This is a genomic window from Erwinia sp. 009765445 (genome assembly GCF_058137865.1).
Genome location: NZ_JBYUWC010000004.1, coordinates 17,532 through 39,259, shown reverse-complemented (window position 1 = coordinate 39,259; position 21,728 = coordinate 17,532). Strand labels below are relative to the sequence as shown.

Here is a 21,728-nt window from a genome sequence, read left to right as displayed (position 1 = left end):
CACGACTCCTGTTTACTGCGCGCTGAGGCGCTGTGGTATACCGTTAACAGAGAACACTGCCTGATTGCCCTCAATGCTGCGCAGCTGCCATCCCCAGGCAGAATCGCCCGGCGACAAAAGTTGCATCTGAGATAAGTTCGTAGCGCCCTGCGGCGCAATGACAGCAAAATTCTGACCGCCCCGCTGCTCAATGCCCGTCAGGATAAACGGCGCAGCCAGTGGCACAGTTCTGGCTGACCGCAGAGACTTTTTTGAGGCACTGGTTTTATGTTTATTTCCGGCGTTGGCCGCACCGCCTGAAGCGGTAGCGGGTGGTTTCTGAGCCTGGCTTGCTTTGAGGGCGTCAACAGTGGCTTTGAGGGAGGAAAACTCGAGTGCGCTCGCCTGACCATTATCAAGCTCATACTGCAGCGCTTTTTTCTGCTCACTGATTTGGCTGTCTAACAGCTCAATTTTTTTGTTCTGGTCAGCGATTTGCCCGTCCAGCACTTTACCGAGTTCACTCATTCCTTTCAGAACGCCGGCTCTTAGCGCAAATCGTTCATCTTGCTCAGCAACGTGTTTTTCGAGCGCGGCCACTGACGATGAGAGCTGGCTGAGCTGGCCGCTGCGGAATGCGGCTTCGAGAGAGTTAACCCGAATGTCCATGTTGCTCAGTTGAAGATACAACACCACGCTGAGCACGCTCGGAGCAATAACACAGAGGGCAGCAACGCCGATGCCAGTACGTTTTAACAGTGCTGACTGACTCAGAGAGAAGATCGAACGTCGAACGGCAGTGGCGTTTTGTTCACTGACGCTTTCACTTATAACGGGGTCTGGGACAGGTTCATGCTCTGGCAATGTTTCGGAGGTCATTGCACATCATCCTTTCAACTGTTCGGAAAGTTATAAGGTGCAAAACCGCAGGACGGAAGGCGATGCTTAACTAAATATCATTGTTTAAAAATTTCCAAAGTTAAGCTCCAAAATTTAACCTCAAAAACCAAAAGCTATGTAATTTTATTGTAAGAAGTGTTGGGTATTCGTAAGATAACTGCTTCTCAAAATTGCCCTTCCTGTTAGGGCCAACATAGCAATATAAAAACCATGCATAACGTCAAGACGTATGATTCAATTCAAGCTTTTAGGGGACTTGCTGCATTAGCAGTGATGTTCTTCCACTTCAGATGGCTCATAAACAATGAATTCCCTAATACCGGAGATTATCTTTTTGGGTGGGGGGCAATCGGCGTTGACTTATTTTTTATTATCAGCGGATTTGTCATCACACTGTCTGCACAAAAACTAGACACTGGAGTAAGCGCATCCTTGACCTTTATTAAAAGTAGATTAAAAAGGATAATGCCGACCTACTTTATCATTCTTCTGGTAGTTTTCATATTATCTGGCGGCATGAGTATATTTCATTATTCAGAAAAATTAGCTAATTTTGTCAGCGCGCTAACCTTCCGCCCAATATATACCTCTAACGCACCATTCTATATTAATGACAGCGGCGTATATGGTGTAAGATGGACGTTAAATTACGAGATTTATTTTTATTTAGTTTCCTCACTCTGTCTTTTAACTAAAAGACCTTTATTATGTTTACTATCATTTTTCATAACTGCACTTGTTATTATACCCGTAATATGTGGACAACAATTCACTTTATCCTCTGAAGGGTATCAATTCAATAATCCTTACTTAAATCTTCTCACAAATCCAATAAGTTGGATGTTCATTTCCGGTGTACTTATTGCTAAGTTAGTACCACTCGCCCAACGCTTACCGGCCACACTAAGAGTAACCTACTTAGCATGTGTTACCCTCTATACCGTATATAGCTTGTTTTTCCTTAAGCAAATTGGTCACGGGTTGTTATCATCAGGCTTTGCTCTGATATTACTTATGAGTGGGGTGGTTATGAATGACACATGGTTGAGACGATTCACCCCGAGATGGTTAATTTTCATTGGAAACATTTCGTACTCACTGTACTTAATCCATACATTAATGAACACAGGCCTTGGAAAACGGCTTGCGTGGACTGGTCTTAGTGATGGTGTAACTGGGTTTATAATTTACTCGGTCATTTCATTGATATTAGCAACTCTTTCATATCGATACATTGAAACGTTATTTTTCAGCAGAAGTAAAAAAGTGAATCAAAATAGAAAAACAGATGGTTTAATTGCCGACAAATGAAGTTGGGAAATATTAAAAAAGCCTCCTACATGATAGTCAGGAGGCTTTTTTTTATTGTCGAACACAGGATGCCACTGCGGCATAGCATGAAGGCTTCCCTTGATTATTTGGCGTTGTTATTACCCAACGATTCCCAGGGTTATCTGCATAATTTGAGTCTGGAGAGTTGTAAGACCCACCTTCAGTCCACTTCGTCAGTTGATACCCTCCAGAAATTAATTTAGTTCCTGCCGGACACGTCGCATAAGCCGCTGTTAGGTTAGTACACGCAGATGGGCTAATCACTGTTTGAATGTCAAATGCTGGAGTTTGACGTTTCCACACTCCTGATTGACATGAAAGCAAGGCCCCAGTGGAATCATGACTAACACCTCCCGCATCACATCCCCAACCCTCATTGTTTATTTGGTCAAGCTGTAGGATCCCACCAGCAGAAAGACGGTCATCTGCACGAACGCTCCCCCCTCTGACCTGCCCACCAGTGTAGATATTTTTATCATTGATGGCTCGTACCCAGTCATTATCAGTCATAGTAAAACCACCTCCATGTGTTTCATTGAGCCAACCTTTACTGTCTCGGGTTATCAGCCACCCATTATTACTGCGGATATCACTGCCAGCGGTGATGGCGTTTCCCGCTGTAACACTATTGTTGGCCGTTACGTTGGAAGTTGCATTCACATTCCCCCCCTGAACTGTACCGGCAGCAGTAACATTGCCACTAAAGATTCCCGTCTGCGCGTTGACCGTATTGGTATTGTTGAGGTTATTACTCCCCATATCAATGCTCGTATGCATGCGGTTCAGGTCAGGTTTTCCTGTCACCGAAAAACGGTACAGGCGGTCACTCTCCTCCCGGGCCACACCCAGCTCATCAGAAGGGATAAGTGCCCCGACGTGCCCGCTGGACGTGCTGACGCCAAAGCTAGCTAAAGGCACGCTCCAGCTCTCCATCGCGCCGGTCACATTGGTACTTTTCCAGACGTACGCCCCCAGGCCATCAATATCGACAGAGATCTGTCGAAGTGCGGCATACGGTAGACTTTCTCCGCCCTGGGTGATCACCAGTGCCTGCAGTTGGTCAGTGTTCGTCGCATTGCGCGTGACAGCTGCACTGATCAGTTGCCCGTCAGTTGTGGCATTACTGAATCCGGGTTCGATGAGCCCCGTATTTTTAAGCATCTGCGGAGTAATAATCACCGGTGCAGTGGTTCCTGCCGCAGCCAGAAGAGTGTCATAGTAGCGGCCCACATAGGCTTTCACCGACGATCGGAAGCGGGTCAACTGGGATGCCGTGACCTGCCAGCCGCGTTGCTGGATATAATCGTTGTAATACCCCATGGACCACACCGCCACCGCCAGGAGGATAAGCAGTCCGATACCGGTACTCATCACCGTCCAGCCGCGGTCAGCACGTTTTAAATTTGTCGACATACGTCACCACATGAATAAAGGATCTGAAACGTTGAGCGCCATAGACAGCAGCGCCCCGTAACCCAGCCACGGTCCCAGGGGCCCCCCGCGGGAGGTCTCCCGCGATCCGGCGTGCCAGAGAATAAAACCGACCAGCCCCACCATGAGAGTAAATAGCGTGAGGGGTGAACCAAACCAGGCGCCCAGACCAGCGGCCAGCCAGATGTCGCCCAAACCAAGCACTTCCCGCTGAGCGAGACGCTCTCCCAGCACGCTGATGAGCCACCCGATGCAGAACAGAATGAGGGACGTTAACGCATGGGCAGGAAGACACTCATTAACCCAGGCAACGCAAAAACCTGCGGCAGTAAACGGCCAAGTAAAATCCCGGGGTAACCATCCCGTCAGGGCGTCAATGAGGCTCATCCGAAAGATAAATACGACAAAAAGAACCGACGTCATCAGCTCAAACGGTTTGCTGAGTGAAGACAGCATGACTATTGCGCACAGGGCAATGGCGTGAAGCCAGATATGCTGTTTGATAGCACGAACATCCGATTCAGAAAATGCCTGATGCCCGTAATCCTTCATCACGTCCGTTACCTGAGCGGTCTCAGAACGCAAGAACAGTAGTGCAAGGCAAAACAGCGGGAGCGACAGCGGCCAGGGGCCCACTATCGTCAATACAGTGACAGGTTCGGTCATATGACTATTCCCTTTTCCTGTTTCAGGATCCGTTTGTAGATGGCATAAATACGGTTGGCATAGGACTCACGCGTTTCATGGCGGTCTTTACGAAAACCGGCATTGTAGGAGCCCAGACAGTTCCAACTGATGCCACAGACCTGAAAGTGTGACGCCAGAATCCGCGTACCGATTTGCACATTGAGACAGGGGCGCGTCAGGAGATCGCTTTTTTGAGTGATTACCCCGTCGCGAATAAGCTCCGGGATATGCGTTGAATTGACCTGCATCAGTCCGTAATCCTCACTCAGGGCACGGCCGGTCCGTTTGTCACGGTTAATGTTAATGGCGGAGGGATTCAGGCTGCTTTCTCCCCGGGCAATGGCCTTTAACAACAGAGGATCAATGTGGTATTTGGCACCGGCCGCATCAAAACAAAATGCGGCCGCCGGCTGGCACACGACCAGAAGCAGGAAGAAAAGAACGCGTGCCATGCACTTTTACCCGTTAACCGTAAAAGTCAGCGTGTTCTGCCCCGTACCACCGCTGTCCTTGATGCACTCCTTGGTCGCCGTTTCAGCAGACACGTTGCCGTCAGTGTGCGCAGAACTGTTAATGCTCACGCTGGTATACGCACCGTTACCCATCTGCTGCGCGATAGAAATGCAGGCATCCTGCGGGATTTTGGCTGAAGACAGGGAGAATCCGTTGTTGAAGCCATTGGCCGCGACAGGCGTAATTACCACCTGGCCACCGAAGGTGTTGGTCATTGTGGCAGTCCCTGAGGTTTCGTCCCCCTGAATGGTCATGCCCTTGGCCCCGCCGGCAGCAATCACAGTGCCGGTCATCGTGGCTGCACTGGTGAAGTTGTACCCACTCGTTTGTTTAAAATTGCCCCGGACATAGGTGATGATGCTTTGGTAATTCGTGACCTCCATGGCAACGTCCTTCTGCGTCCACAGCCCCCACAGCTTACTGACGACGTACACGATGACGATGATGGCCAGGATGGCGAGCGTCCCATTTTCGATAATGCCCCACCCGCGATGAGGTTGACGACGAACAGAAACGGATAACGGATTAGCTGACATAAGAAGTCCTTTAATGAGGAGAAGTGTGGGTCATGTCCTGAATTTGCATCACCATGCCCAACATGAGTAAGAAGAAAGTGATTATCAGAAACAGAGAGAAAAGTTTTGCGATATTTGCGCGCTGGCCAACCACTACCAGCACCTGCTCAAGCCAGCGGTCAGCGTAACGACTGATAAGCGTAGAGGCGCCGTTGCCCTGTCCCAAAATCGACAGGTAGTTGGCCGCTTCCTGGCTGGGGAACTGGTACCCGCAATCGCGCAGCGACCTGCCGAGGCCGCTGCCCATGCTGATACCGTCCATCACGGCACTAAGCCGCTCGCGTAGCCAGGGGGAGCCAAAATCATGCAATATTCTGACGGCATCAAGATGCGGTACGCCCGCCTCTAGCAGCGCAGAGACGTTCATAAGAAAAACCGCGCCCTGCAGATCCTTGTAAATGGACCACGGCATCAGCCGGTCGGCCAAGCGACGCAGCCGGCCACGCCAGCGCGGCAGTGACCAGAACACGAGTCCCACTAATGCCACGCAACCAATAGCAGCCACGCTGCCGTAAGCCGTTGTGAAGGCCGACACCTGGTTCATGAATCCGAGGGAGCCCGTCCAGGACTCAGGAGGAGACAGTTTGCTGAGCGTCGGGATAAGCAGCCGGTTATTGACTGTCAGCAGGCCGGCGCCCAGGGAGAGCAGTAATACCGGGTAGACGGAGGCCATCAGTACCTGTGCCATAATCCGCCGCCGGGCGACAATCAACTTGTCGGCTTGCTCAAGAGAGCGAGGCACGCTGCCGCTGCGGATACCGGCGCTGATAAGCGCGGCCTCCTCCCGCGGAACCCAGGTAGCGAGTACGTCGGGGAGGGAATGGCCGGCACTGTTATCGGCAAGCGCTTCAAGGCAATCTTCAACCAGTTCGATATAAGGATGCCAGCGGCGGCCAAAATCGGTATGCACCTCACCGATCATCGTCAGCGCCTCTTTGAATGATTTCTTGTTTTCCAGCAGAAAACGCAGCGTCTCGTAAAAGGGTTGACGGTATCTCCCGGTGAAGGTCCTGCGCACCAGCTCGTAACGTACGCGTTCTAAGAGGCTCATATCCTGCGCACGGTAGGTCACGGTGGAATACTCAGACATGGGGCACCTCACAGGCGAGCAGCTCATCTTCATCGAGAGGACACACCAGATCGCCGTCAAGCGGGTCCACAAGCCCTTCAGCCAGGCGTCTCAGAAGATGTATGCGACGGCTGATCCCGCCCAGATGCTGTAACCAGTATTGCCGCGCGACGGAGGTTCCGTGAGACAATAACAGGCTCATAAAACGGGCGTCGGGTCGGATCACTTCGGCCAGCACGGTACGTCCGGTCACGCCGCGGCTGACGATGCGTCCGGTAAGCTCAACCTTTTTTTGGCAATGCTCGCACCCGTCGGGGTGACGAAACCAAAGCTGCTCCGGTGCGCAAACGTCGGGTTCATTGCAGTATTTCTCCAGTCTTTCCCTGATATGCCCCGCAAGCGTGGGGGCCTTCTCAGACCAGGGCACGCGGCAATGCGGACACAGAGTCTGAACCAGCCGCTGACTAAGCAGCCCAACCATGATTTGCGGATCGGCAATGAGCTGAATATTGACACCCATCGAACCAATACGCGCAATAGCACCGGCCGCGCTGGGTGCGTGCAGCGTATCGAAAACGACATGGCCAGACTCGACGGCGTGGATAGCCGCCATGACGGAATTGCGCTCCTGCATTTCACCGATCACGATACCGTCCGGATCGGAGCGAAGTGCGGCAGCGTTGGAGTCTTCCCAGGCCTCCACCACGTGTTCCCGGGCACTGCTAATGGGCGTCACTGAGGTTTGAATAGCCCCGGCAATGCGACCCTCAACGGGATACTCGATGGTCAGCAGGCGTTTTTTACCCCCCGTACGGTCAAGCCAGAGTCGGCTAAAGGTGCGTAGCGTTGTACTTTTCCCGGACCCCGTTGGCCCTGTCAGCGTCACCATGCCTTCCGGTATTCTCAGGATTTTTTCAATCAATGCCTGTTGCTCTGGCAGGAAGCCAAGCTGCTCAAGTGTAGGCACTTTATCGCTGTCGTCCGGAATAATACGCAGCACAACGTACAGCCCGTCCGGCGTCGGCATGTGCTGATAACGCGCCCCGAACACCCCTGCGCGGCGGGCATACTCCGATGCCACCCTGCCCTTTTGCGCAATCTGCTCAAGGAAGTCAGTCGAAAGCAAGTCGCACATGGAGCGGTAAATCGTAGATACCAGAGACAAACCTTCGTCATAGGTCAGCTCATTAATGACTTCAAGCTCACCGTGTATGCGCATCTCAATGACGGTAATGTTTTCATTTTTGCTCAGTGTCAGATGAATATCCGAGGACAACAGCTGCCCCGCGGCCGCCATATAGGTCAGAGCTTGTTGCTGAGTTGCACTGAGATCCTGCATCTGCTGGCGAGGAATGAGCACTAGGCTCCCAGTATTTAACCGCTTATCGCGCCGGGCCTTGAGCTCACTGAGTGACACAAACTCTTTTGTGGCCAACGGATAGGCTTTGACCCTATCCATGACCCAACGCTGAACCCGAGGATCCGTTCGGCGGTTGGTGTCAATGACCAGCCTGACGGCCCCATGACTGTCGGGAACCTCCTCAGCCAGCACAAAATCCATAATTTCACTGTCCGGTTGCATGGTGTTTCCTTAATCAGAAAGACAGTTCTGTCCCGTCACTCAGTTTCACTGCATTCAGGGTGACCGATTTGACCGTCAGCTTGCTTCCCGGCAACTGATCGCCCGGAGAAATCTCGGTCACCCCACCCTGAGGCAGAACAATGCGGGCACGCAGCTGCGCGCCCTTTCCATAAATCTCCTGAAGGCGGACAGGCGCCGGGACACTCTTCTCTGACGGTGCTCGGGTAGCTTGCTGCTCCGCCCCCGCAGTCGGGGAGCCTGAAGGGATGAAAGGCAGCGGCGCGGGGGAATTGGCCACAGGGCTTGCCTGACTCATCTGAATTTCACTTTCGCTCTCACGCAGCTGCCGCGTGAGTCTGGCGGTTTGCACCTGCTGTTCCAGCAGGAAGTTCCGGGACTGAATGGCCTCGAGCTGGCCAATCGTGACATTCCCCGTATCGGCAGAGACCGGGCTTTCTGCCGCCAGGCACGGTAGGCTAAAGACAGCAAAAATGCCCAGCAGCCAGAGTCGGGAGGCGGGCTTAACGTTGTGCATAGAGACTCCCCTTAACGGTGTAGTCAAACTGCCCCTGTGGGCTGAGCGTAAAGGCAATACTGAAGAGACGAAGCCCGGTATCATCGCAGCCGGCAAGCATCCACTCCGGAGCCAGACGGGCATTGACCGCAAAGGTAAACTCACGCCAGTCCTGAGGGGGAGGAGGATTGGCTGCACCGGGGATGACTTCCGGCGGTTTTATCTCGGTAAACTGGACGTGGATGTCGCGCCGCTGCAGATGAGAAACAAAGCGCATCAGTTGTGCGTTGCCGTCGGGTACGTCCTCATCTCTCACGGGCTGAGTGCTGGCAGCATAGGGCACATTGACATCCCCGTTCTGTCCGCCCTCTTTCAGGTTGAACTCCGCGCTCTGCCCAAAAATCTGTTTAGCCCGGCGGGCAAAATCCTCCACCGTGGTACCGGGCATCGCCACATACCGCAAGCGCAGCCCCGTCTGGGTACATTCGCCGGCGGTAAGCCGCCATCCCACCACCGAAACAGGCAGGGGCTCGCGGGTAAACCAGCACTGACTCAGAAAAACAGAGGATGGCAATAGAGAGGCCCACGGATGTGCAGCCTTTGTTGGAACACTGGGCTTCGTCGCCGTCAGGGCCTGCGCTTTATACTCGGCCAGCGCAGCCGCCTGCCTGGCCCGCAAGGCCGCATCATCACGCCAGTAAAAGAGCGCGGCGCAGATACCTGCTACCAGCAATACCAGCGCGCCTAATTTTGGCAAAGATGGGATTTGACGCAGTTGAACGCGACGACGCTGCTGGCGAGTTAATGAACCGCTCAGGCTTTGCCAGGATTGAGGGACTTCTGGGGTCGCAGTACATTGCCAGCCGCGCTGCACATCACCCGGCTCATTGAACTCAATGAAACGTTCCTGGGCAGCGTTCACCTCTTGCAATGTTCCGACCACGTCTCCCATGACGGAGAGGCGCCCCCCAACCGTCGCAAAAAACACCCAGCGGTCAGCGCCTTCTTCAACACGATAAATGCCGTAGCTGTTGTCCCCTTCGTGTATTAAAAATGCAGCAGCCAGCGAAAACAGGCCAACGCCACGCCTGACCCGGGCAGGTCTGGCGAAGCCAACCATTCTGTTGGGTTTTCTGCCCGTCAGGATCCGATGGGTATCGCCGCGGTTATTGCGTCCAAAACCAATCCCGGAGCCCTTTTCATCTGCCCAGCGTAATCCTGCCAGCCATCCGCAGCGCCCCTGAAGAAGAACGGGCTGTGTCGCCGCTGAAGGACGATTTTCTTTAGGTTTTTTCATCATTACCTCAGCAATACTGGTGTAACTAAAATGACCAGGGTGGTGCGCGTAGTACTGCCATTTTGCCCTCCGCCAAACATGAAGTTGCCCGGCGTGAATGTTCCTTGTTTATCTGCTGAGGTGGTGACCTGGTCAGAGCCAGTCAAAACCAGCGTTTCCCCGGCACGCATATTGACTTTTTGGGTCAGCGCTTCCTGCTGGAACGTAGGAACGTCATTGCGGGTATTGCCATCTTTGCTGACAAAGGATTCAATTTTAGGTGGGCTGGAATAGCTGAACGCAAACTGCAGCTGCACATCACCGCTTTCCTGGATATACGGCAGCATGGTCATGAACAGGCCAGTCGTCAGAATGCTGGTTTGCATAGAAGATGTGACCCCGACGTTAGCAGTCGCTGTCGAGCTTGAGCTGGTCAGAATGCCTTTTTGATTGGAGAGTTGATAAGGAACAGGTGTAAGGTTTGTGGTCGCACGATTGAGCTGGGTGACAACGCTGACGTTACCTTGCTCAGACAGGGCCTTGATCAGCAGCTGTGAGCCGGAAAAGCGCGCCGCACTGCCGCTGGCCGTATCCAGAATGGAGAATCCTGATGAGACGGCATTGTCAGCAGCGTTAGTGAAATTACCGGAAAGTGTCGCGCCGGCCGTATGCAGAGATTTGTACACCAGCCCCCAGTCGAGTCCCATCTGTTCATTACGGGTCTGCGTTACACTGAGTACACGTACGCTCAGTTGCACCTGGCGGTTTAAAACTTTGTTCTGGTAATCGATATAACGACCAATGCGGTCGAGCACGACCGGTGTATCCGTTACAGTTAATGTTCCGCTGGCAGACGATAGCCAATAGCGCCCCTTGGATGGGGTGATCATGTTATCGATGGTTTTACGGATATCATCATAAAGATTGCTGCTGAGATCATAGGCTGTTTTTTGCGCCGAGTTGATATCCCCTGAGGTACCTGAGCTTCCCCCGCCACTGCTGCCCAACTGATTACCGGAACCTGAGTTAACCGACGCAGTACTGTCGATTTTGGTATTCAGGATCACCAACTGGTATGTACGGGTATCGAGCTGATAAAAAACAATCGTACCGTGGTCATTACGCGCGGACAGTCCAAGGCGGCTGGACACCATATCCAGGAACCCGCGAAGTTTGCCCTGCCATTTCAGGCCGGTGAGTACCGTGTCTGTCAACGAGACGGAAGCGACCTGCTGTGCTTGTCCCCCAATATTGGGCAGAGGAACCCTGCCATTATCATCCGGTGCAGGCAGTTTGCCCGTCAGTTGCTGGGTAGTGATACTCCCGCCACCGGTTGAGACCAGCGCCTGCAGGGCATCAGGTGTAATGGTTACCCTCAGACCACACATTGCCGTAATGCGCTGCCCAATCTCAGGCAGGGTCATTCCTTCAGGCCGGTTAATGGAGATATCGCAGTCAGGGAATGCGCTGTCTTCGGGCGTTGACACGACAGGGATGACAGGCTGGAGATTTACCCAGGGCTTATCCGTCCAGGTCACCGGTGCTTGCTGTAAATTCGTTCGGCTTTGGGTGATCCGTTGTGCGGTATCTGCATCGCCACTCGCCTGGCGGTCCATGCGATTAATTTCTTTGAGAGAACATCCGGCCAGCATCACCAATGCGGCCGTGATAGCAGCGCGGAGAACGGGTCGGGAAAGGCAAAACTTCAGCATTCTCGATTCCTTCAGTTGAGATAAACGACGTTGCCTTCCGCCACGCCGGCGGGAAGGGACAAATTCATATCGGTGCCGTCAGACATTTTCAGACGTCCGCCTGATACCGTGCACACCAGGGCTGAACCGACTGACTGGCTGTTCAGGGAATCGACCAGGCCCGGGCGATCCGCAGACCAGACCCAGAGTCTCCCTCCCTGAATTGCTGCCTGAATGTGACTGTCAGGGACCGGAACAATGCCAAACTGACCGACGGCAAGCGGCCCCTCGGGTAACTGGCGGGTATATCGCCAGTCATTGACCGCGCTGGCCAACCGAAGCATGTCCGAGGCGAGACGGCCAGCATTCACCTGGATCCCCTGACGCTCAAAGCGGGAGGCCTCCCGGATCTGAACGTTGCCGACAATCAGTAAAAAAATCATGGCCAGCGCGGCGATGGCGTACCCCATCAGTTACGACCGGGTTGGTCACTAACGGATACCAGGCACTGCATCCGGCTGGCGGCGGCGTAAAGCGGTTTGTCAGCCTGGCGATACAGGTCAAAAACCTGAACCAGCACCGACTCAAAGTTGCCGTGGAACGTCAGAGGCGCATCGATGCGGTAATCAAGTGATACCGGCCAGATAACGACCCAACTCCCGCCGTTGTCGCACTTCGCCGAACTTGCCCAACGGGTTAGCGTCTCTTTTAACGTGGACCCCACCTCGGCACGCCACAGCTGCCCAGACGGGGCTGCGGTTACCGGCGTGCCTGGGACAAACAGCGGGCCTGAGGCAGAGGTCGAGGGATTTTGTAAAGGAGGTGCTTTAGGCACCGGGGAAATCAGGGACGTTAATAAAGACGTCGTGCCCGCTGCCGCGACAGAAGGTGATGACGTTTTTGCTGGAGGTTGCACCGTCAGCCTTGGCTGTCTGGTTGGTGGTACAGCAGCCGAATATTTCGAGCCAACGGGGGTTGATTTACTCCCCAGTGTTCCGCTCCTCACGGTCGTCAGCACCGGAGAGGGTACCGGGACACTTTCCGGTTTCAGCACGGGTTTGGGCTGTCCTGCTGCGGGCACGGGAATCAGAGATGTAGCCGGATTATTGTTTGAGACTCCAACTGACGGAGCGGTGAACAGATTACCCGACATTCGCGGGGAAGCCGTCACTGTAGTCAGCGCACGGGAGGATACGGGCGTCGAGGCGCGTGGAGCGAAATCACGATAAGCATCACGAAGCGTAAAACACACCTCGCGGTTGACATCATCAACGCGTAAACGCCAGGCGGGGCCGGCCAGGACCTGCAACGCCTCGCTCAGACGAACGGGACCTATGGAGCGCTGCACGGCCGGTAACGGGCTGCTGAGCAACTCGGTAAATACGGAAGAGGATGCCGGGCAAAGAGAGTAACCAGACTCCAGCAGCAGGTAGCGGAAACCATCCCCGACGGAGCGCACTAACTGTGCTGGCATTGTAATATCGACCATCTGGTTTAACGGGTCACGCTGCGCATCCGCTGGCCGGGTGCTGATCAGGGTGTACTTGTCATAGCGCACCACCTCGGGCGACTGGCCCTGGTAGATATCGCTGACGCGGGGATTGGCGGAAATACGCGGCAACACGTCAGTGGACGTGCCGTTATTGGTGCATCCGCCGGTCAGCAATGACAGCGTAAGCCATGCCAGTTTGCGCCCGGGATACTGGGTCAGTTGTGCCATCAATGTTCACCGTAAGAGTATTCCTAATGAGAGACGGATATTCTGACGACGGCGTAAAGTGGGACAACGTTAAACTCTTTCTGAAAACTGAAGAAAAACCCTTTAACCGGGTTAGCGGAAGTGATAGTAGGACGTGGGCATTAGCGGGGAGTTCGCGAGGAGACATTTTTTTCAGCAAAAGGATAAAAAAAACGCCGGACAAGCCGGCGTTTCGTGCTGAAAAACTGATGGGGTTAATCAGGATAAAATTCACTGTCCATGATCTGTTCAAACGACCACGGACATGATTTTGGGAACGTGTTTTCATCCATCCCTGTTTCTCTTGCTGCAGACAAAATGGCATCGCCGTAAGCGTCTGTCGTCATCTCATCCAGCTCACGCTTTAAGCTTGGACTTTTTGAAAGACGACGCGCAACTTTACGACGTTGCTCTGCAATGGTCAGTTGCCAGCTGCGACCTCGATGGGAAGGCTGGAAAGCCCACTTAAGAAGATGAAGGAACAAAACCTCAAGGCGTGACTCCAGCTCGCTTCGTTGGCTATTGCCCATGCTCTCGATTTCCTCCAGAAGGTTCTGTGTATCTAACTGACCCAGGCTCCCGGAACGCAGCAAATCTGCCTGCTCCTTAGTCCAGCCATAAAAATCAGTATTATAACGGTTAGTCATAGTGTCCTCCGCCAACAGCGCACTTTACCTTCGATAAGGTGAGTCTGTCAGAGAAACGAACGCCAGTCAAAACTGGCGAAGAGTAATGTACACAAGGCTTCATACAGCGTAAGCGGCTAAAACCTCCGGGTCCTGAACATCAAAAAGTTCAGGTTCCATAAGGGCTAACACTTCCGGATGCTGACGCCAAAAAGGGGCTACATCGGCGAGAAGAAGCTGTCTGGCCTCACGCCTTAGCGTTTTAGCTGTAGAAAAATTATCCCACCCGCTTTCAAAAGCGGCTTCGGCGAGCAAGGCATCACATTGTTGATGAAGTTTTGCTGCCGCAGCGTTGTCTTTTACCGGGATGATCCAGAAAATTTTACCGTTCCGGATACACCCTCCGAGGACTTTTCGACCCAGTCTGTCATTGATGCAAACAGACTGAGCAAAGAAGCTTACCGGACCACAATCATGACCTAACTCAGCGTCATAGTAGTCTTTCTCCTCGTCCCGGAAAGCCCAGGCTCTCCGCTGACTGATTTCAGTAATCTGAGTGATAACCTCACTCAGCGTCGCACCGGTGCAAACACTGTATGTCTCTTCACGGGTGTAATTCCCGCAGTTAAGATCATCTTCCGGATACGTTGTAGTACCTGCGACAACGACCGAAAACTGACGAGCATAGACATCGGCACGAAGCGAAACGCCGGGTTCGTAAGGCGTGTGGATAAACTGAGGGTTAAGGTGAGTCATAAATATTCTCCGATAAAAAAGGAGAATCTCCCTGGGGGAGTTCTCCCCACAGGGTGGATGCTTACAAGCAATGAGTAAAAATACTGCTCAGGAAATACCGTAAAGCGCGCCGCGACATACTCCATATCCATAACCAAGGAACGGGATGTCGTCATCAAAATCCATCGGCGGTTCATTGCCCATAGACTGCGGCGCTGACTGTGACTGAGGTGTCCCGCTCGCAGGCGCTGCAGCAGAATGCTGTTTATTTGCAGGCTGACCACTTCCACTGGTGTTGGTGCGATTGCTGCTGCCCAGCATCTGCATAGTGCCCTGCTGTTTGACCACGATTTCAGTTGTCCAGCGTTCGACCCCTGCATTGTCAGTCCACTTACGGGTTTGCAACTGGCCTTCGATGTAAACCTGAGAACCTTTATGCAGGTATTCTCCGGCGATTTCAGCAAGCTTGCCAAACAACACCACTCGGTGCCATTCAGTACGCTCTTTCTCTTCGCCTGATTGTTTATCACGCCAGGATTCAGACGTGGCCAATGAAATGTTCGTCACTGCCATACCGTTTGGAAGATAACGAACTTCAGGTTCCTGCCCTAAAAAACCGATCAGGATAACTTTGTTTACGCCGCGACTGGACATATTGAATTCCTCTTAAAATAGGTGAGAGGAACACACCCGCTGGTGTGTTCCAGCTGGGTGTGTATCCGTGTCAGGTCAGAATGAATTGTCAGCGTAGCTTTTCAGCTGCTCTACATTCTGTCCCGGCGGAGTAGAGGTCGGTTTTTCGGACTTGAACACGATCTCGCCACCAATCTTTATCCACTCGACCGCAATAAGCCGGGCTTTTAAGCTTGGGCGACTTTCACCGGCGTGATCTCCTTTAGACAAGGTAAATACGTCAGCAGTAAGACCGCTCAGGACAAAACCAATCAGCACCTGTTTCTCTTCATCCACTGACTTTTGGCAGCGATTGATGAGCGAAACACTTTCCTTGCCTGCAACAGTCACGTCAAAACGGGTGTATGACGCATTGTCTGTCGGGCCGGTCAGGGCATTAATAACGGCACAGGTGAATTCACCGGTGGTGCCAGCCACTTTGCGGATGTTTTTAAGGTATCCGATGCCAGTAACATTGAGATTGAAATATTCAGCCTTAGGCTGAGAGGAAGAATGTGAAGCGTTGTTTGAAGCAGGGGTATTTGCAGTAGCAGTCATGATGCTCTCTCCGGAGTGAAAATAAACAGGTAGCGGAGAAACAATCATCCCGTGCGGGAGAGTGTTTCCCGCAGGGAAGTCAGTAACGAGGTCACTGACTGGCTGAATTTGTGAAGGTGGCCTTAACCCGAAGGTCTCTGTTTACAAAGGTTAACAGATTTAACGTAACCGCCCGAAAGCGCCATCTCTCAGGTCATGATGGCATTGGCATGTGATTACCCGAAGGCGTTCCTCTCAAATCACCGGAACATTGGCAGTTGTCAGAGACAACGATTGGCCTGTTCAGTTTTAAACCGCGGCGGGGAGAAGTCAATATAGCGGGTCTAAAAAATTGAAAATGGGGAGGCATAAATAAACAGCGGCACCCTAAGGTACCGCCATTGCGATCTGCACCATCGATCTGAGGTTAAGCTGTTTGCACAGCAGCTCCGGGGCATGTTCAGGACCCAGCACGGTTTTCACGGAGGTTATGTGCCTTACAGACTCTTCTCTCAGGTGTGGGAGCGGTCTGTCAGACTGTTCGGCCAGAACGCAATGCATGTAGCATTCTGGCAGACCGCAGTCACGGGGTGCGGCTTCAGAGCCACGAGAAACATAGCAAAATACATGCCCCACCCGCAATCGGTTAATTCTGCTTTGACTTACGGGACTTAGGCTTAGAAAGCTTTTTCTTCGCCTGGTCAGTGGCGTTGACGACGCCTTTGCATGCTGGGTATTTCTCACAGCTGTAAAACGTCCCTTTCTCGCCGTGCCTCAGCCGGGTTTTACTGCCACAAAGGGGGCATTGCGAGGTCGGGGGCACGCGGATAGTGACATTTTGAACCTGCCCCTGAGAAACGAGTTGTCGAGTCCAGCCCGTCTGTCGCGCCATAAAGTCTTCCAGTCGCATCCGACCTGCAGCAACCTCATCGAGCGCCTGCTCCCATAGTGCTGTCATACCCGGCTCTTTCAAAGGGGCAGGCAAGGCATCTATCAGATCCATCGCCACTTCGGTGGCCCGCAGATAGCGGCCCTTAATGACGATATATCCCCGCTTCAGGAGCGTGTCGATGATACCGGCGCGGGTCGCTTCTGTTCCCAGACCCGCATTCTCTTTCAGGACCTTTTTTAACTGCAAATCTGTCACGTAAGACGCCGCGTTCATCATCGCGGCTATCAGCGTATCGAACGTGAAATGCAGCGGTGCTTTCGTTTTAAGACTCTTCACCTCAGCAGCCGTCACTGTGCACATATCCCCTTTGTTCAGCGCGGGGAGCGCGTTGTCCTGCTCGTCCCCGGTGTTCTCTTTCCCGTCAGTGACTGAGTTAAACAATATTTTCCAACCGGGCACTACGACCACCCGGCCAGTTGTGCGAAAAAGCTGTCCCCCGATGCTGAGGTCCAGGCGTGTCACATCGCTCTCGTGCAAAGGAAGGAACTGGGCGAGGTAGTGGCGACGAATGAGTTCATACACCCGCTTCTCTGCGTCATTCATTTTTCCCAGGTCGCAGGCATGCTTAGTCGGAATGATCCCGTGGTGAGCCGTGAGCTTTTTATCATTCCATATACGTGAAGCAAAACGGGGATCCAGGGTTGCAATCACAGGTGTGAGGGAAGGGTCAGTTTTGGCCAGGGCGGCAAGTACCTGAGGGATTTCTTCACGCATCGACTCCGGCAAAAAACCACAGTCGGTACGGGGGTAGGTCGTGGCCTTATGGGTCTCATACAAACTTTGGGCGGTATCAAGCACCTGCTGAGGTGACATTTCCCAGAGTTTCCCACAGGCCTGCTGCAAAGCACCTAACGAAAAGGCCAGCGGAGCAGCTTGTGTCTCACGCTTTTTCTCCTGCTCAAGAACCTGAGCCTGCCCCGTCTGACGGCACAGTTGGGCCACCTGTTGGGCAATGCCCTGATGGACACAGCGTTTTTCCTCGTCGGTGTACATTTTCGCAGGTACCCACTGGGCAGCAAACGTCACATCACCCGCATGCAAAACCGCACTGACCTGCCAGTAGGGTTTCGGGACAAAAGCGGCAATCTCTCTGTCCCGGGTTACCAGAAGTGCCAGCGTCGGTGTCTGTACCCGACCTACCGACAGCACCCCGTCAAACCCTTTTTCACGGGCCTTTAATGTATATAGGCGGGTAAGATTCATACCCGTCAACCAGTCAGCACGGGCGCGCCCCAGTCCCGCATAGTATAAAGCCTGAGTCTCGTTACCGGGTTTGATGTGATTGAGCCCATCACGAATACTCTGTTCATCCAGCGCTGATAGCCATAGCCGGTTTACCGGTCCCCGCCACTGGCAAAAGTCCAGCAACTCCCGGGCAATGACTTCGCCTTCCCGGTCTGCGTCGGTGGCTATCACCACTTCATCAACCTGCTTCAATAATTTTGCGATTGTCTTAAACTGATCTTCCGTGTCCTTCTTCACTGTCATTTGCCACTGTGCCGGCAATATCGGAAGGGCTGAAATGTTCCAGGGTTTCCCGAACTGCTGACCATACGCCTCCGGAGAGGCGTTTTCGAGTAAATGGCCAACTGCCCAGGTGACCGTCACCCCAGGCCCCTGAAGGAAGCCGGTGCCTCTTTTCGTGGCACCGACTATGGCAGCGATGTCCCTCCCCTGAGAGGGTTTTTCACAAAGGAATAGGCGCATTCTCCCTCCTTTATTTAGCATTATCGCTATTATTAGCCCGGTAGCGGATTCGCAGGAGGTTAACACTGGCCTCATTAACGGGCGGGGAGAAAGCAGACCGATGGTTACCCAGCAGCACGTCAACATCAGGTTCACCAAGCTCCAAAACGGCCTGCTTCCAAACAGGGTTATTTTCGACTGCGTCCTGCCTGGAAACATTTACTGAGCGATAACTCATCGCAGTACCATAAATCTCACGAAGGAGGCGACTTCCTTCACTTAACATGTCGTAACGTTGTTGACGTGAAATCATTCCATAGTGCGAAGCCTGAAGGACCTGCTTGGCAAACTGATCAAAACCAAGAAGCAGAAAAACACAGCGGTAACCAAGGGGGGTATTACTGAACACCCGGATATCAAGGGGTTCAGAAACGGAAGCCTCACTTAACGTTGCCCCTTTCGGTAACCATTGCATGTCTTTTTCAAGACCTTCGATCAGCGACTGCATCTTTTTATTCGCGGCATTGAGCTTCACCTCCATCGTCCACATTGTGGCATCTGCCCAAGGATTATTCTTAAGAGAGTCCTGATTGATTTTGGATGCCAGACTGAGAAAACGCGGCATTCCCATGATGGCAGGCTTGCCTTTACTCCCCTCTACCCCTTTCTCTGCTCGCCTGCCCTGCCATAACCCAATCGCATAGTGGCTGTGGAGTTCAATTTTCAACTCTGAGTGCAATGCACCCGTTCTTTTCTCGGTATTATCCGCCATCGTTGTCACCGTCTTATCAGTTAAGAAGGAGCTGATAGTCCTGAAAATACAGAGGTCCCAACAACGTAAAAGTCTTCATTCATTTTCTGAATATAAGGCCACACCATCCCAAGGCCGGTTCCGAAATAGGTTAATGTGCATTTTTTGACCTTGTTGCGCCCCGCAACAAGGTTATTTTTTAGGCGACCAGCGATAATTATTAATCGCTTTATGGAACCACTAAAATATCTGGCTATTTTTTTATCTTGTTGCGGGCCGCAACAAGATTACTTTTTAACCACCTCTGTGCCCCGCAACATCGCATTCCGAATGTCAGCGATAACGCTTGAAACACTTTCGGCAGAGGCCCGTTGTGCAGGCCGTTGAAATACTGGCATCGGTGATAAGGCGGCGTTTGCCTGTCCGACAGTCTGGGACGAAGTGACAGCGTCGGGCATCACAAGTTGTCCATCACGGGCCCGTTTGAGCATGGCCAGCATCCAGCCCATAGGGTTGGTTAACTGGCCCTTACGCAGCTGTTTTTTCAGCATACCCATAAGCGCAGAAGACTCCGGCTCAGGCAAGGCAGCCAACTGAGCAGACAGCGCTGCCGCATCCTCCGTTGATATCTTGCTGGTCAGCGACTCAGGCAGTTCCGGTACCGACAAGCCCTTACCACCGTTCTCATCCGGTACGTACGTTTTTTTATTCACACCTTGTGTGAAAATACGTACGTTACAGTTCGATTTCCGAACTCCGGCGTAACTTGCTGATTTTAGACTGAGTTCGGTATCCGAACCCGGTTCAACGCTCCCCTCTTTTTCACTGAGTTCGGTATCCGAACCCGGTATCTCATAATGCTTTTCTGCGTTTTTTATACTGAGTTCGGGAACCGAACCCGGCTGATAAGCACGGCGTAGGCTAGCCATCTCCCGCGGCGCTGATGGCGAACCGAGCCGACTTTCAATCATGGCCAAACGCGAATGACGGTGACGCATGGTGGGGTCATTCTTAATGTCGGCAAGCACGGCCATGGCCGTCAAGCGAACTGCCTTATTACGGTGCTGGCAACTCGATGCAACAAGGTCAAGCCAACCGGGATCAAAGGTTTCCGCATCACGGCAACTGAGCGGTTCATCGTGCTGGGCATAAATGTTTCCCCTTACGCGACCGCGCGCATCACGGACGCGCTTACACAGGCTCAGCCAGCCGGTTATCCTTAGCATGAGAAGCACTCTGCTGATGGTTTCGCGGGACGCCTTTTCCGCATGAGGCGAAGCGAGCTGGAGTTGCAATTCATCGTAGGTAGGAAACACCGCGCCCTCATTTTGCTGCGCATAGAGGCGGATCATTACCCACGCCGTTTTATCCAGCGGCGAAAGACGCGTATCCATAAACAGCTGACGTGGAAAAGCATCATGCACGTTGCCCAGGAAAAGCAGGCCGCTGCGTTCGCTGGTGACGTCATTTTCCGGCGTTCTGCTGGCAAGGCTGTTCTGCATTCGTGACAGCGTAAACTCTACGATACTGTCTGGCGGTAATCCCATCTCGCGTCCTCTTGATACATGACAGTGACAGCACTGCGGGGCCATAAAGGCCCCGTTCCTGGATGTGTGCGTCATCGTAAAACTGTGCTTAACCTTCTGCGTTATTTCCTGATTTCACGGTTATATGTCTCGTGATTCATCAGGAACCAGCGGTGCCCGCCGTCTTTGCTAAGCATCCGCCAGAATGGACCGATATCAATTTTGAGATAGCCTTTTACATCCAGACGCTTGCATACCTTTTGGCCGCTCTCAAGAGAGTTCACCATCCCTATTGCTTTACGACGCACCGCAGGGGTGATGTGCTGACGCGGGTTGAAATCGAGAAGCTCAGTCATACCGCCTCCCGTTTATTGCCCTTACGTTCACGTTCACGACACCATGTGGTTACGCGCGTCCAGACGGCAGTCAGTGAGACATTATGGAGCTCGGCGGCGAGCATCATTACGTCCAGTGCGTCATGAGAGTCTGGAGAATTAAGACCCGATGCGTCCCACTGCGTCCAGATGCCGGCATCCGCCTCTTCATCCGGTGCCTGCGTACGCCCACGGGCGGTATCAATTCCTTTGAGACGACGCCGGGCACTGACCTCTGCCGCGCTGAGACCAAAGTAAGTCTGCATCAGCTCGATGGATCCGCCGAGCGCTAACGCCCGGTCAATGCGCTGCATGCGCTTCTGCTCAGTTCTGGACTGCTGAACGATGATCCAGAAATTGTCATGATTGATGCTAAGATTCAGTACCGACACGCTGCTTTGCATCAGGTAATGCAGGTCGTCGACGGTCAATTGACTCAACTGACGCACCTCTTCGATCGTCATACCTAAAGACTCACACCGGCGAATATTCCCTGATTTCAGCTCCATAAGGAGATGTGTCAATATGGCATTCGTTGCCTGAGATAAGTTTTGGCTCACAGTACCCCCCCGTTCATCCCCA

General features: G+C 52.9%; 22 protein-coding genes. 1 reads left to right on the top strand and 21 read right to left on the bottom strand.

Translation table 11 applies throughout. The annotated features are described in order from the left end of the window. Window positions 1-12: 12 nt before the first annotated feature. Complete coding sequence (locus tag AC3Y5R_RS04940; RefSeq protein ID WP_489920399.1) at window positions 13-858, bottom strand: hypothetical protein; 846 nt, start codon at window positions 856-858, stop codon at window positions 13-15. Between the two features lie 231 nt (window positions 859-1,089). Here AC3Y5R_RS04940 and AC3Y5R_RS04935 point away from each other — a divergent pair, with 231 nt between their 5' ends. Then, window positions 1,090-2,190 carry an acyltransferase family protein gene (locus AC3Y5R_RS04935; RefSeq protein WP_489920398.1) on the top strand — a complete coding sequence of 367 codons (1,101 nt, stop codon included), beginning with the start codon at window positions 1,090-1,092 and terminating at the stop codon, window positions 2,188-2,190. 51 nt (window positions 2,191-2,241) lie between these two features. Here AC3Y5R_RS04935 and pilV read toward each other — a convergent pair whose 3' ends face one another. The 20 genes from pilV to AC3Y5R_RS04835 all read right to left on the bottom strand — a co-directional run bounded on the left by pilV (window position 2,242) and on the right by AC3Y5R_RS04835 (window position 21,706). Then, on the bottom strand, window positions 2,242-3,624 hold the full coding sequence (gene pilV, locus AC3Y5R_RS04930) for a shufflon system plasmid conjugative transfer pilus tip adhesin PilV (RefSeq protein WP_061552941.1): 1,383 nt from the start codon (window positions 3,622-3,624) through the stop codon (window positions 2,242-2,244). A 3-nt stretch (window positions 3,625-3,627) separates the two neighbouring features. Continuing rightward, on the bottom strand, window positions 3,628-4,308 hold the full coding sequence (locus AC3Y5R_RS04925; protein WP_314523274.1) for a prepilin peptidase: 681 nt from the start codon (window positions 4,306-4,308) through the stop codon (window positions 3,628-3,630). Beyond that, window positions 4,305-4,781 carry a lytic transglycosylase domain-containing protein gene (locus AC3Y5R_RS04920; RefSeq protein WP_047609031.1) on the bottom strand — a complete coding sequence of 159 codons (477 nt, stop codon included), beginning with the start codon at window positions 4,779-4,781 and terminating at the stop codon, window positions 4,305-4,307. The genes AC3Y5R_RS04925 and AC3Y5R_RS04920 overlap by 4 nt, the downstream gene beginning before the upstream one ends. 6 nt (window positions 4,782-4,787) lie before the next feature. Next, a complete protein-coding gene (locus AC3Y5R_RS04915) occupies window positions 4,788-5,378 on the bottom strand; it encodes a type 4 pilus major pilin (protein WP_060435747.1) in 591 nt (196 codons plus the stop codon). A gap of 10 nt (window positions 5,379-5,388) precedes the next feature. After that, a complete protein-coding gene (locus AC3Y5R_RS04910) occupies window positions 5,389-6,468 on the bottom strand; it encodes a type II secretion system F family protein (protein ID WP_437127803.1) in 1,080 nt (359 codons plus the stop codon). A 31-nt stretch (window positions 6,469-6,499) separates the two neighbouring features. Beyond that, window positions 6,500-7,846, bottom strand: a complete 1,347-nt coding sequence (locus AC3Y5R_RS04905; protein ID WP_314523272.1) for a GspE/PulE family protein — start codon at window positions 7,844-7,846, stop codon at window positions 6,500-6,502. Between the two features lie 235 nt (window positions 7,847-8,081). Then, window positions 8,082-8,603: a type IV pilus biogenesis protein PilP gene (gene pilP / locus AC3Y5R_RS04900; protein ID WP_072270527.1), complete on the bottom strand. Its 522-nt coding sequence runs from the start codon at window positions 8,601-8,603 to the stop codon at window positions 8,082-8,084. Further along, window positions 8,590-9,879: a type 4b pilus protein PilO2 gene (pilO2, locus tag AC3Y5R_RS04895; protein ID WP_489920397.1), complete on the bottom strand. Its 1,290-nt coding sequence runs from the start codon at window positions 9,877-9,879 to the stop codon at window positions 8,590-8,592. Before pilO2 ends, pilP begins: the two co-directional genes overlap by 14 nt. 2 nt (window positions 9,880-9,881) lie before the next feature. Beyond that, a complete protein-coding gene (pilN, locus tag AC3Y5R_RS04890) occupies window positions 9,882-11,570 on the bottom strand; it encodes a PilN family type IVB pilus formation outer membrane protein (protein WP_060435751.1) in 1,689 nt (562 codons plus the stop codon). A gap of 11 nt (window positions 11,571-11,581) precedes the next feature. Further along, window positions 11,582-12,019 carry a type IV pilus biogenesis protein PilM gene (gene pilM / locus AC3Y5R_RS04885; protein ID WP_060435752.1) on the bottom strand — a complete coding sequence of 146 codons (438 nt, stop codon included), beginning with the start codon at window positions 12,017-12,019 and terminating at the stop codon, window positions 11,582-11,584. After that, entirely contained in the window at window positions 12,019-13,269 is a 1,251-nt protein-coding gene (pilL2, locus tag AC3Y5R_RS04880; RefSeq protein WP_489920396.1) for a PFGI-1 class ICE element type IV pilus protein PilL2, read from the bottom strand. The genes pilM and pilL2 overlap by 1 nt, the downstream gene beginning before the upstream one ends. Before the next feature lie 233 nt (window positions 13,270-13,502). Beyond that, window positions 13,503-13,934 carry a DUF29 domain-containing protein gene (locus AC3Y5R_RS04875; protein WP_047609022.1) on the bottom strand — a complete coding sequence of 144 codons (432 nt, stop codon included), beginning with the start codon at window positions 13,932-13,934 and terminating at the stop codon, window positions 13,503-13,505. 99 nt (window positions 13,935-14,033) lie between these two features. Then, a complete protein-coding gene (locus tag AC3Y5R_RS04870) occupies window positions 14,034-14,669 on the bottom strand; it encodes a hypothetical protein (protein WP_489920395.1) in 636 nt (211 codons plus the stop codon). A gap of 87 nt (window positions 14,670-14,756) precedes the next feature. Beyond that, window positions 14,757-15,302 carry a single-stranded DNA-binding protein gene (locus AC3Y5R_RS04865; RefSeq protein ID WP_217147404.1) on the bottom strand — a complete coding sequence of 182 codons (546 nt, stop codon included), beginning with the start codon at window positions 15,300-15,302 and terminating at the stop codon, window positions 14,757-14,759. 75 nt (window positions 15,303-15,377) lie between these two features. Continuing rightward, a complete protein-coding gene (locus AC3Y5R_RS04860; RefSeq protein ID WP_060435755.1) occupies window positions 15,378-15,878 on the bottom strand; it encodes an STY4534 family ICE replication protein in 501 nt (166 codons plus the stop codon). A 625-nt stretch (window positions 15,879-16,503) separates the two neighbouring features. Next, a complete protein-coding gene (locus tag AC3Y5R_RS04855; protein WP_489920394.1) occupies window positions 16,504-18,516 on the bottom strand; it encodes a DNA topoisomerase III in 2,013 nt (670 codons plus the stop codon). A gap of 10 nt (window positions 18,517-18,526) precedes the next feature. Then, a complete protein-coding gene (locus AC3Y5R_RS04850) occupies window positions 18,527-19,267 on the bottom strand; it encodes a PFL_4669 family integrating conjugative element protein (protein ID WP_047609017.1) in 741 nt (246 codons plus the stop codon). Between the two features lie 266 nt (window positions 19,268-19,533). Further along, window positions 19,534-20,793: an STY4528 family pathogenicity island replication protein gene (locus tag AC3Y5R_RS04845; protein ID WP_217147401.1), complete on the bottom strand. Its 1,260-nt coding sequence runs from the start codon at window positions 20,791-20,793 to the stop codon at window positions 19,534-19,536. Between the two features lie 101 nt (window positions 20,794-20,894). After that, window positions 20,895-21,128, bottom strand: coding sequence for a ParE family toxin-like protein (locus AC3Y5R_RS04840; RefSeq protein ID WP_060435758.1), 234 nt, complete (start codon window positions 21,126-21,128; stop codon window positions 20,895-20,897). After that, window positions 21,125-21,706, bottom strand: coding sequence for a DUF2857 domain-containing protein (locus AC3Y5R_RS04835; RefSeq protein ID WP_060435768.1), 582 nt, complete (start codon window positions 21,704-21,706; stop codon window positions 21,125-21,127). The genes AC3Y5R_RS04840 and AC3Y5R_RS04835 overlap by 4 nt, the downstream gene beginning before the upstream one ends. Between the last annotated feature and the right edge of the window lie 22 nt (window positions 21,707-21,728).

Excerpts from the sequence above, each read along its gene's own strand:
- AC3Y5R_RS04850 (WP_047609017.1), bottom strand. The coding sequence starts at position 19,267 with ATGGCGGATAATACCGAGAAAAGAACGGGTGCATTGCACTCAGAGTTG.
- AC3Y5R_RS04865 (WP_217147404.1), bottom strand. The coding sequence starts at position 15,302 with ATGTCCAGTCGCGGCGTAAACAAAGTTATCCTGATCGGTTTTTTAGGG.
- AC3Y5R_RS04845 (WP_217147401.1), bottom strand. The coding sequence starts at position 20,793 with ATGGGATTACCGCCAGACAGTATCGTAGAGTTTACGCTGTCACGAATG.
- AC3Y5R_RS04870 (WP_489920395.1), bottom strand. The coding sequence starts at position 14,669 with ATGACTCACCTTAACCCTCAGTTTATCCACACGCCTTACGAACCCGGC.
- AC3Y5R_RS04860 (WP_060435755.1), bottom strand. The coding sequence starts at position 15,878 with ATGACTGCTACTGCAAATACCCCTGCTTCAAACAACGCTTCACATTCT.
- AC3Y5R_RS04840 (WP_060435758.1), bottom strand. The coding sequence starts at position 21,128 with ATGACTGAGCTTCTCGATTTCAACCCGCGTCAGCACATCACCCCTGCG.
- AC3Y5R_RS04910 (WP_437127803.1), bottom strand. The coding sequence starts at position 6,468 with ATGAGCCTCTTAGAACGCGTACGTTACGAGCTGGTGCGCAGGACCTTC.
- AC3Y5R_RS04920 (WP_047609031.1), bottom strand. The coding sequence starts at position 4,781 with ATGGCACGCGTTCTTTTCTTCCTGCTTCTGGTCGTGTGCCAGCCGGCG.
- AC3Y5R_RS04940 (WP_489920399.1), bottom strand. The coding sequence starts at position 858 with ATGACCTCCGAAACATTGCCAGAGCATGAACCTGTCCCAGACCCCGTT.
- AC3Y5R_RS04925 (WP_314523274.1), bottom strand. The coding sequence starts at position 4,308 with ATGACCGAACCTGTCACTGTATTGACGATAGTGGGCCCCTGGCCGCTG.
- pilM (WP_060435752.1), bottom strand. The coding sequence starts at position 12,019 with ATGGGGTACGCCATCGCCGCGCTGGCCATGATTTTTTTACTGATTGTC.
- pilP (WP_072270527.1), bottom strand. The coding sequence starts at position 8,603 with ATGCACAACGTTAAGCCCGCCTCCCGACTCTGGCTGCTGGGCATTTTT.
- pilN (WP_060435751.1), bottom strand. The coding sequence starts at position 11,570 with ATGCTGAAGTTTTGCCTTTCCCGACCCGTTCTCCGCGCTGCTATCACG.
- pilO2 (WP_489920397.1), bottom strand. The coding sequence starts at position 9,879 with ATGAAAAAACCTAAAGAAAATCGTCCTTCAGCGGCGACACAGCCCGTT.
- AC3Y5R_RS04935 (WP_489920398.1), top strand. The coding sequence starts at position 1,090 with ATGCATAACGTCAAGACGTATGATTCAATTCAAGCTTTTAGGGGACTT.
- AC3Y5R_RS04915 (WP_060435747.1), bottom strand. The coding sequence starts at position 5,378 with ATGTCAGCTAATCCGTTATCCGTTTCTGTTCGTCGTCAACCTCATCGC.
- pilL2 (WP_489920396.1), bottom strand. The coding sequence starts at position 13,269 with ATGGCACAACTGACCCAGTATCCCGGGCGCAAACTGGCATGGCTTACG.
- AC3Y5R_RS04875 (WP_047609022.1), bottom strand. The coding sequence starts at position 13,934 with ATGACTAACCGTTATAATACTGATTTTTATGGCTGGACTAAGGAGCAG.
- AC3Y5R_RS04855 (WP_489920394.1), bottom strand. The coding sequence starts at position 18,516 with ATGCGCCTATTCCTTTGTGAAAAACCCTCTCAGGGGAGGGACATCGCT.
- pilV (WP_061552941.1), bottom strand. The coding sequence starts at position 3,624 with ATGTCGACAAATTTAAAACGTGCTGACCGCGGCTGGACGGTGATGAGT.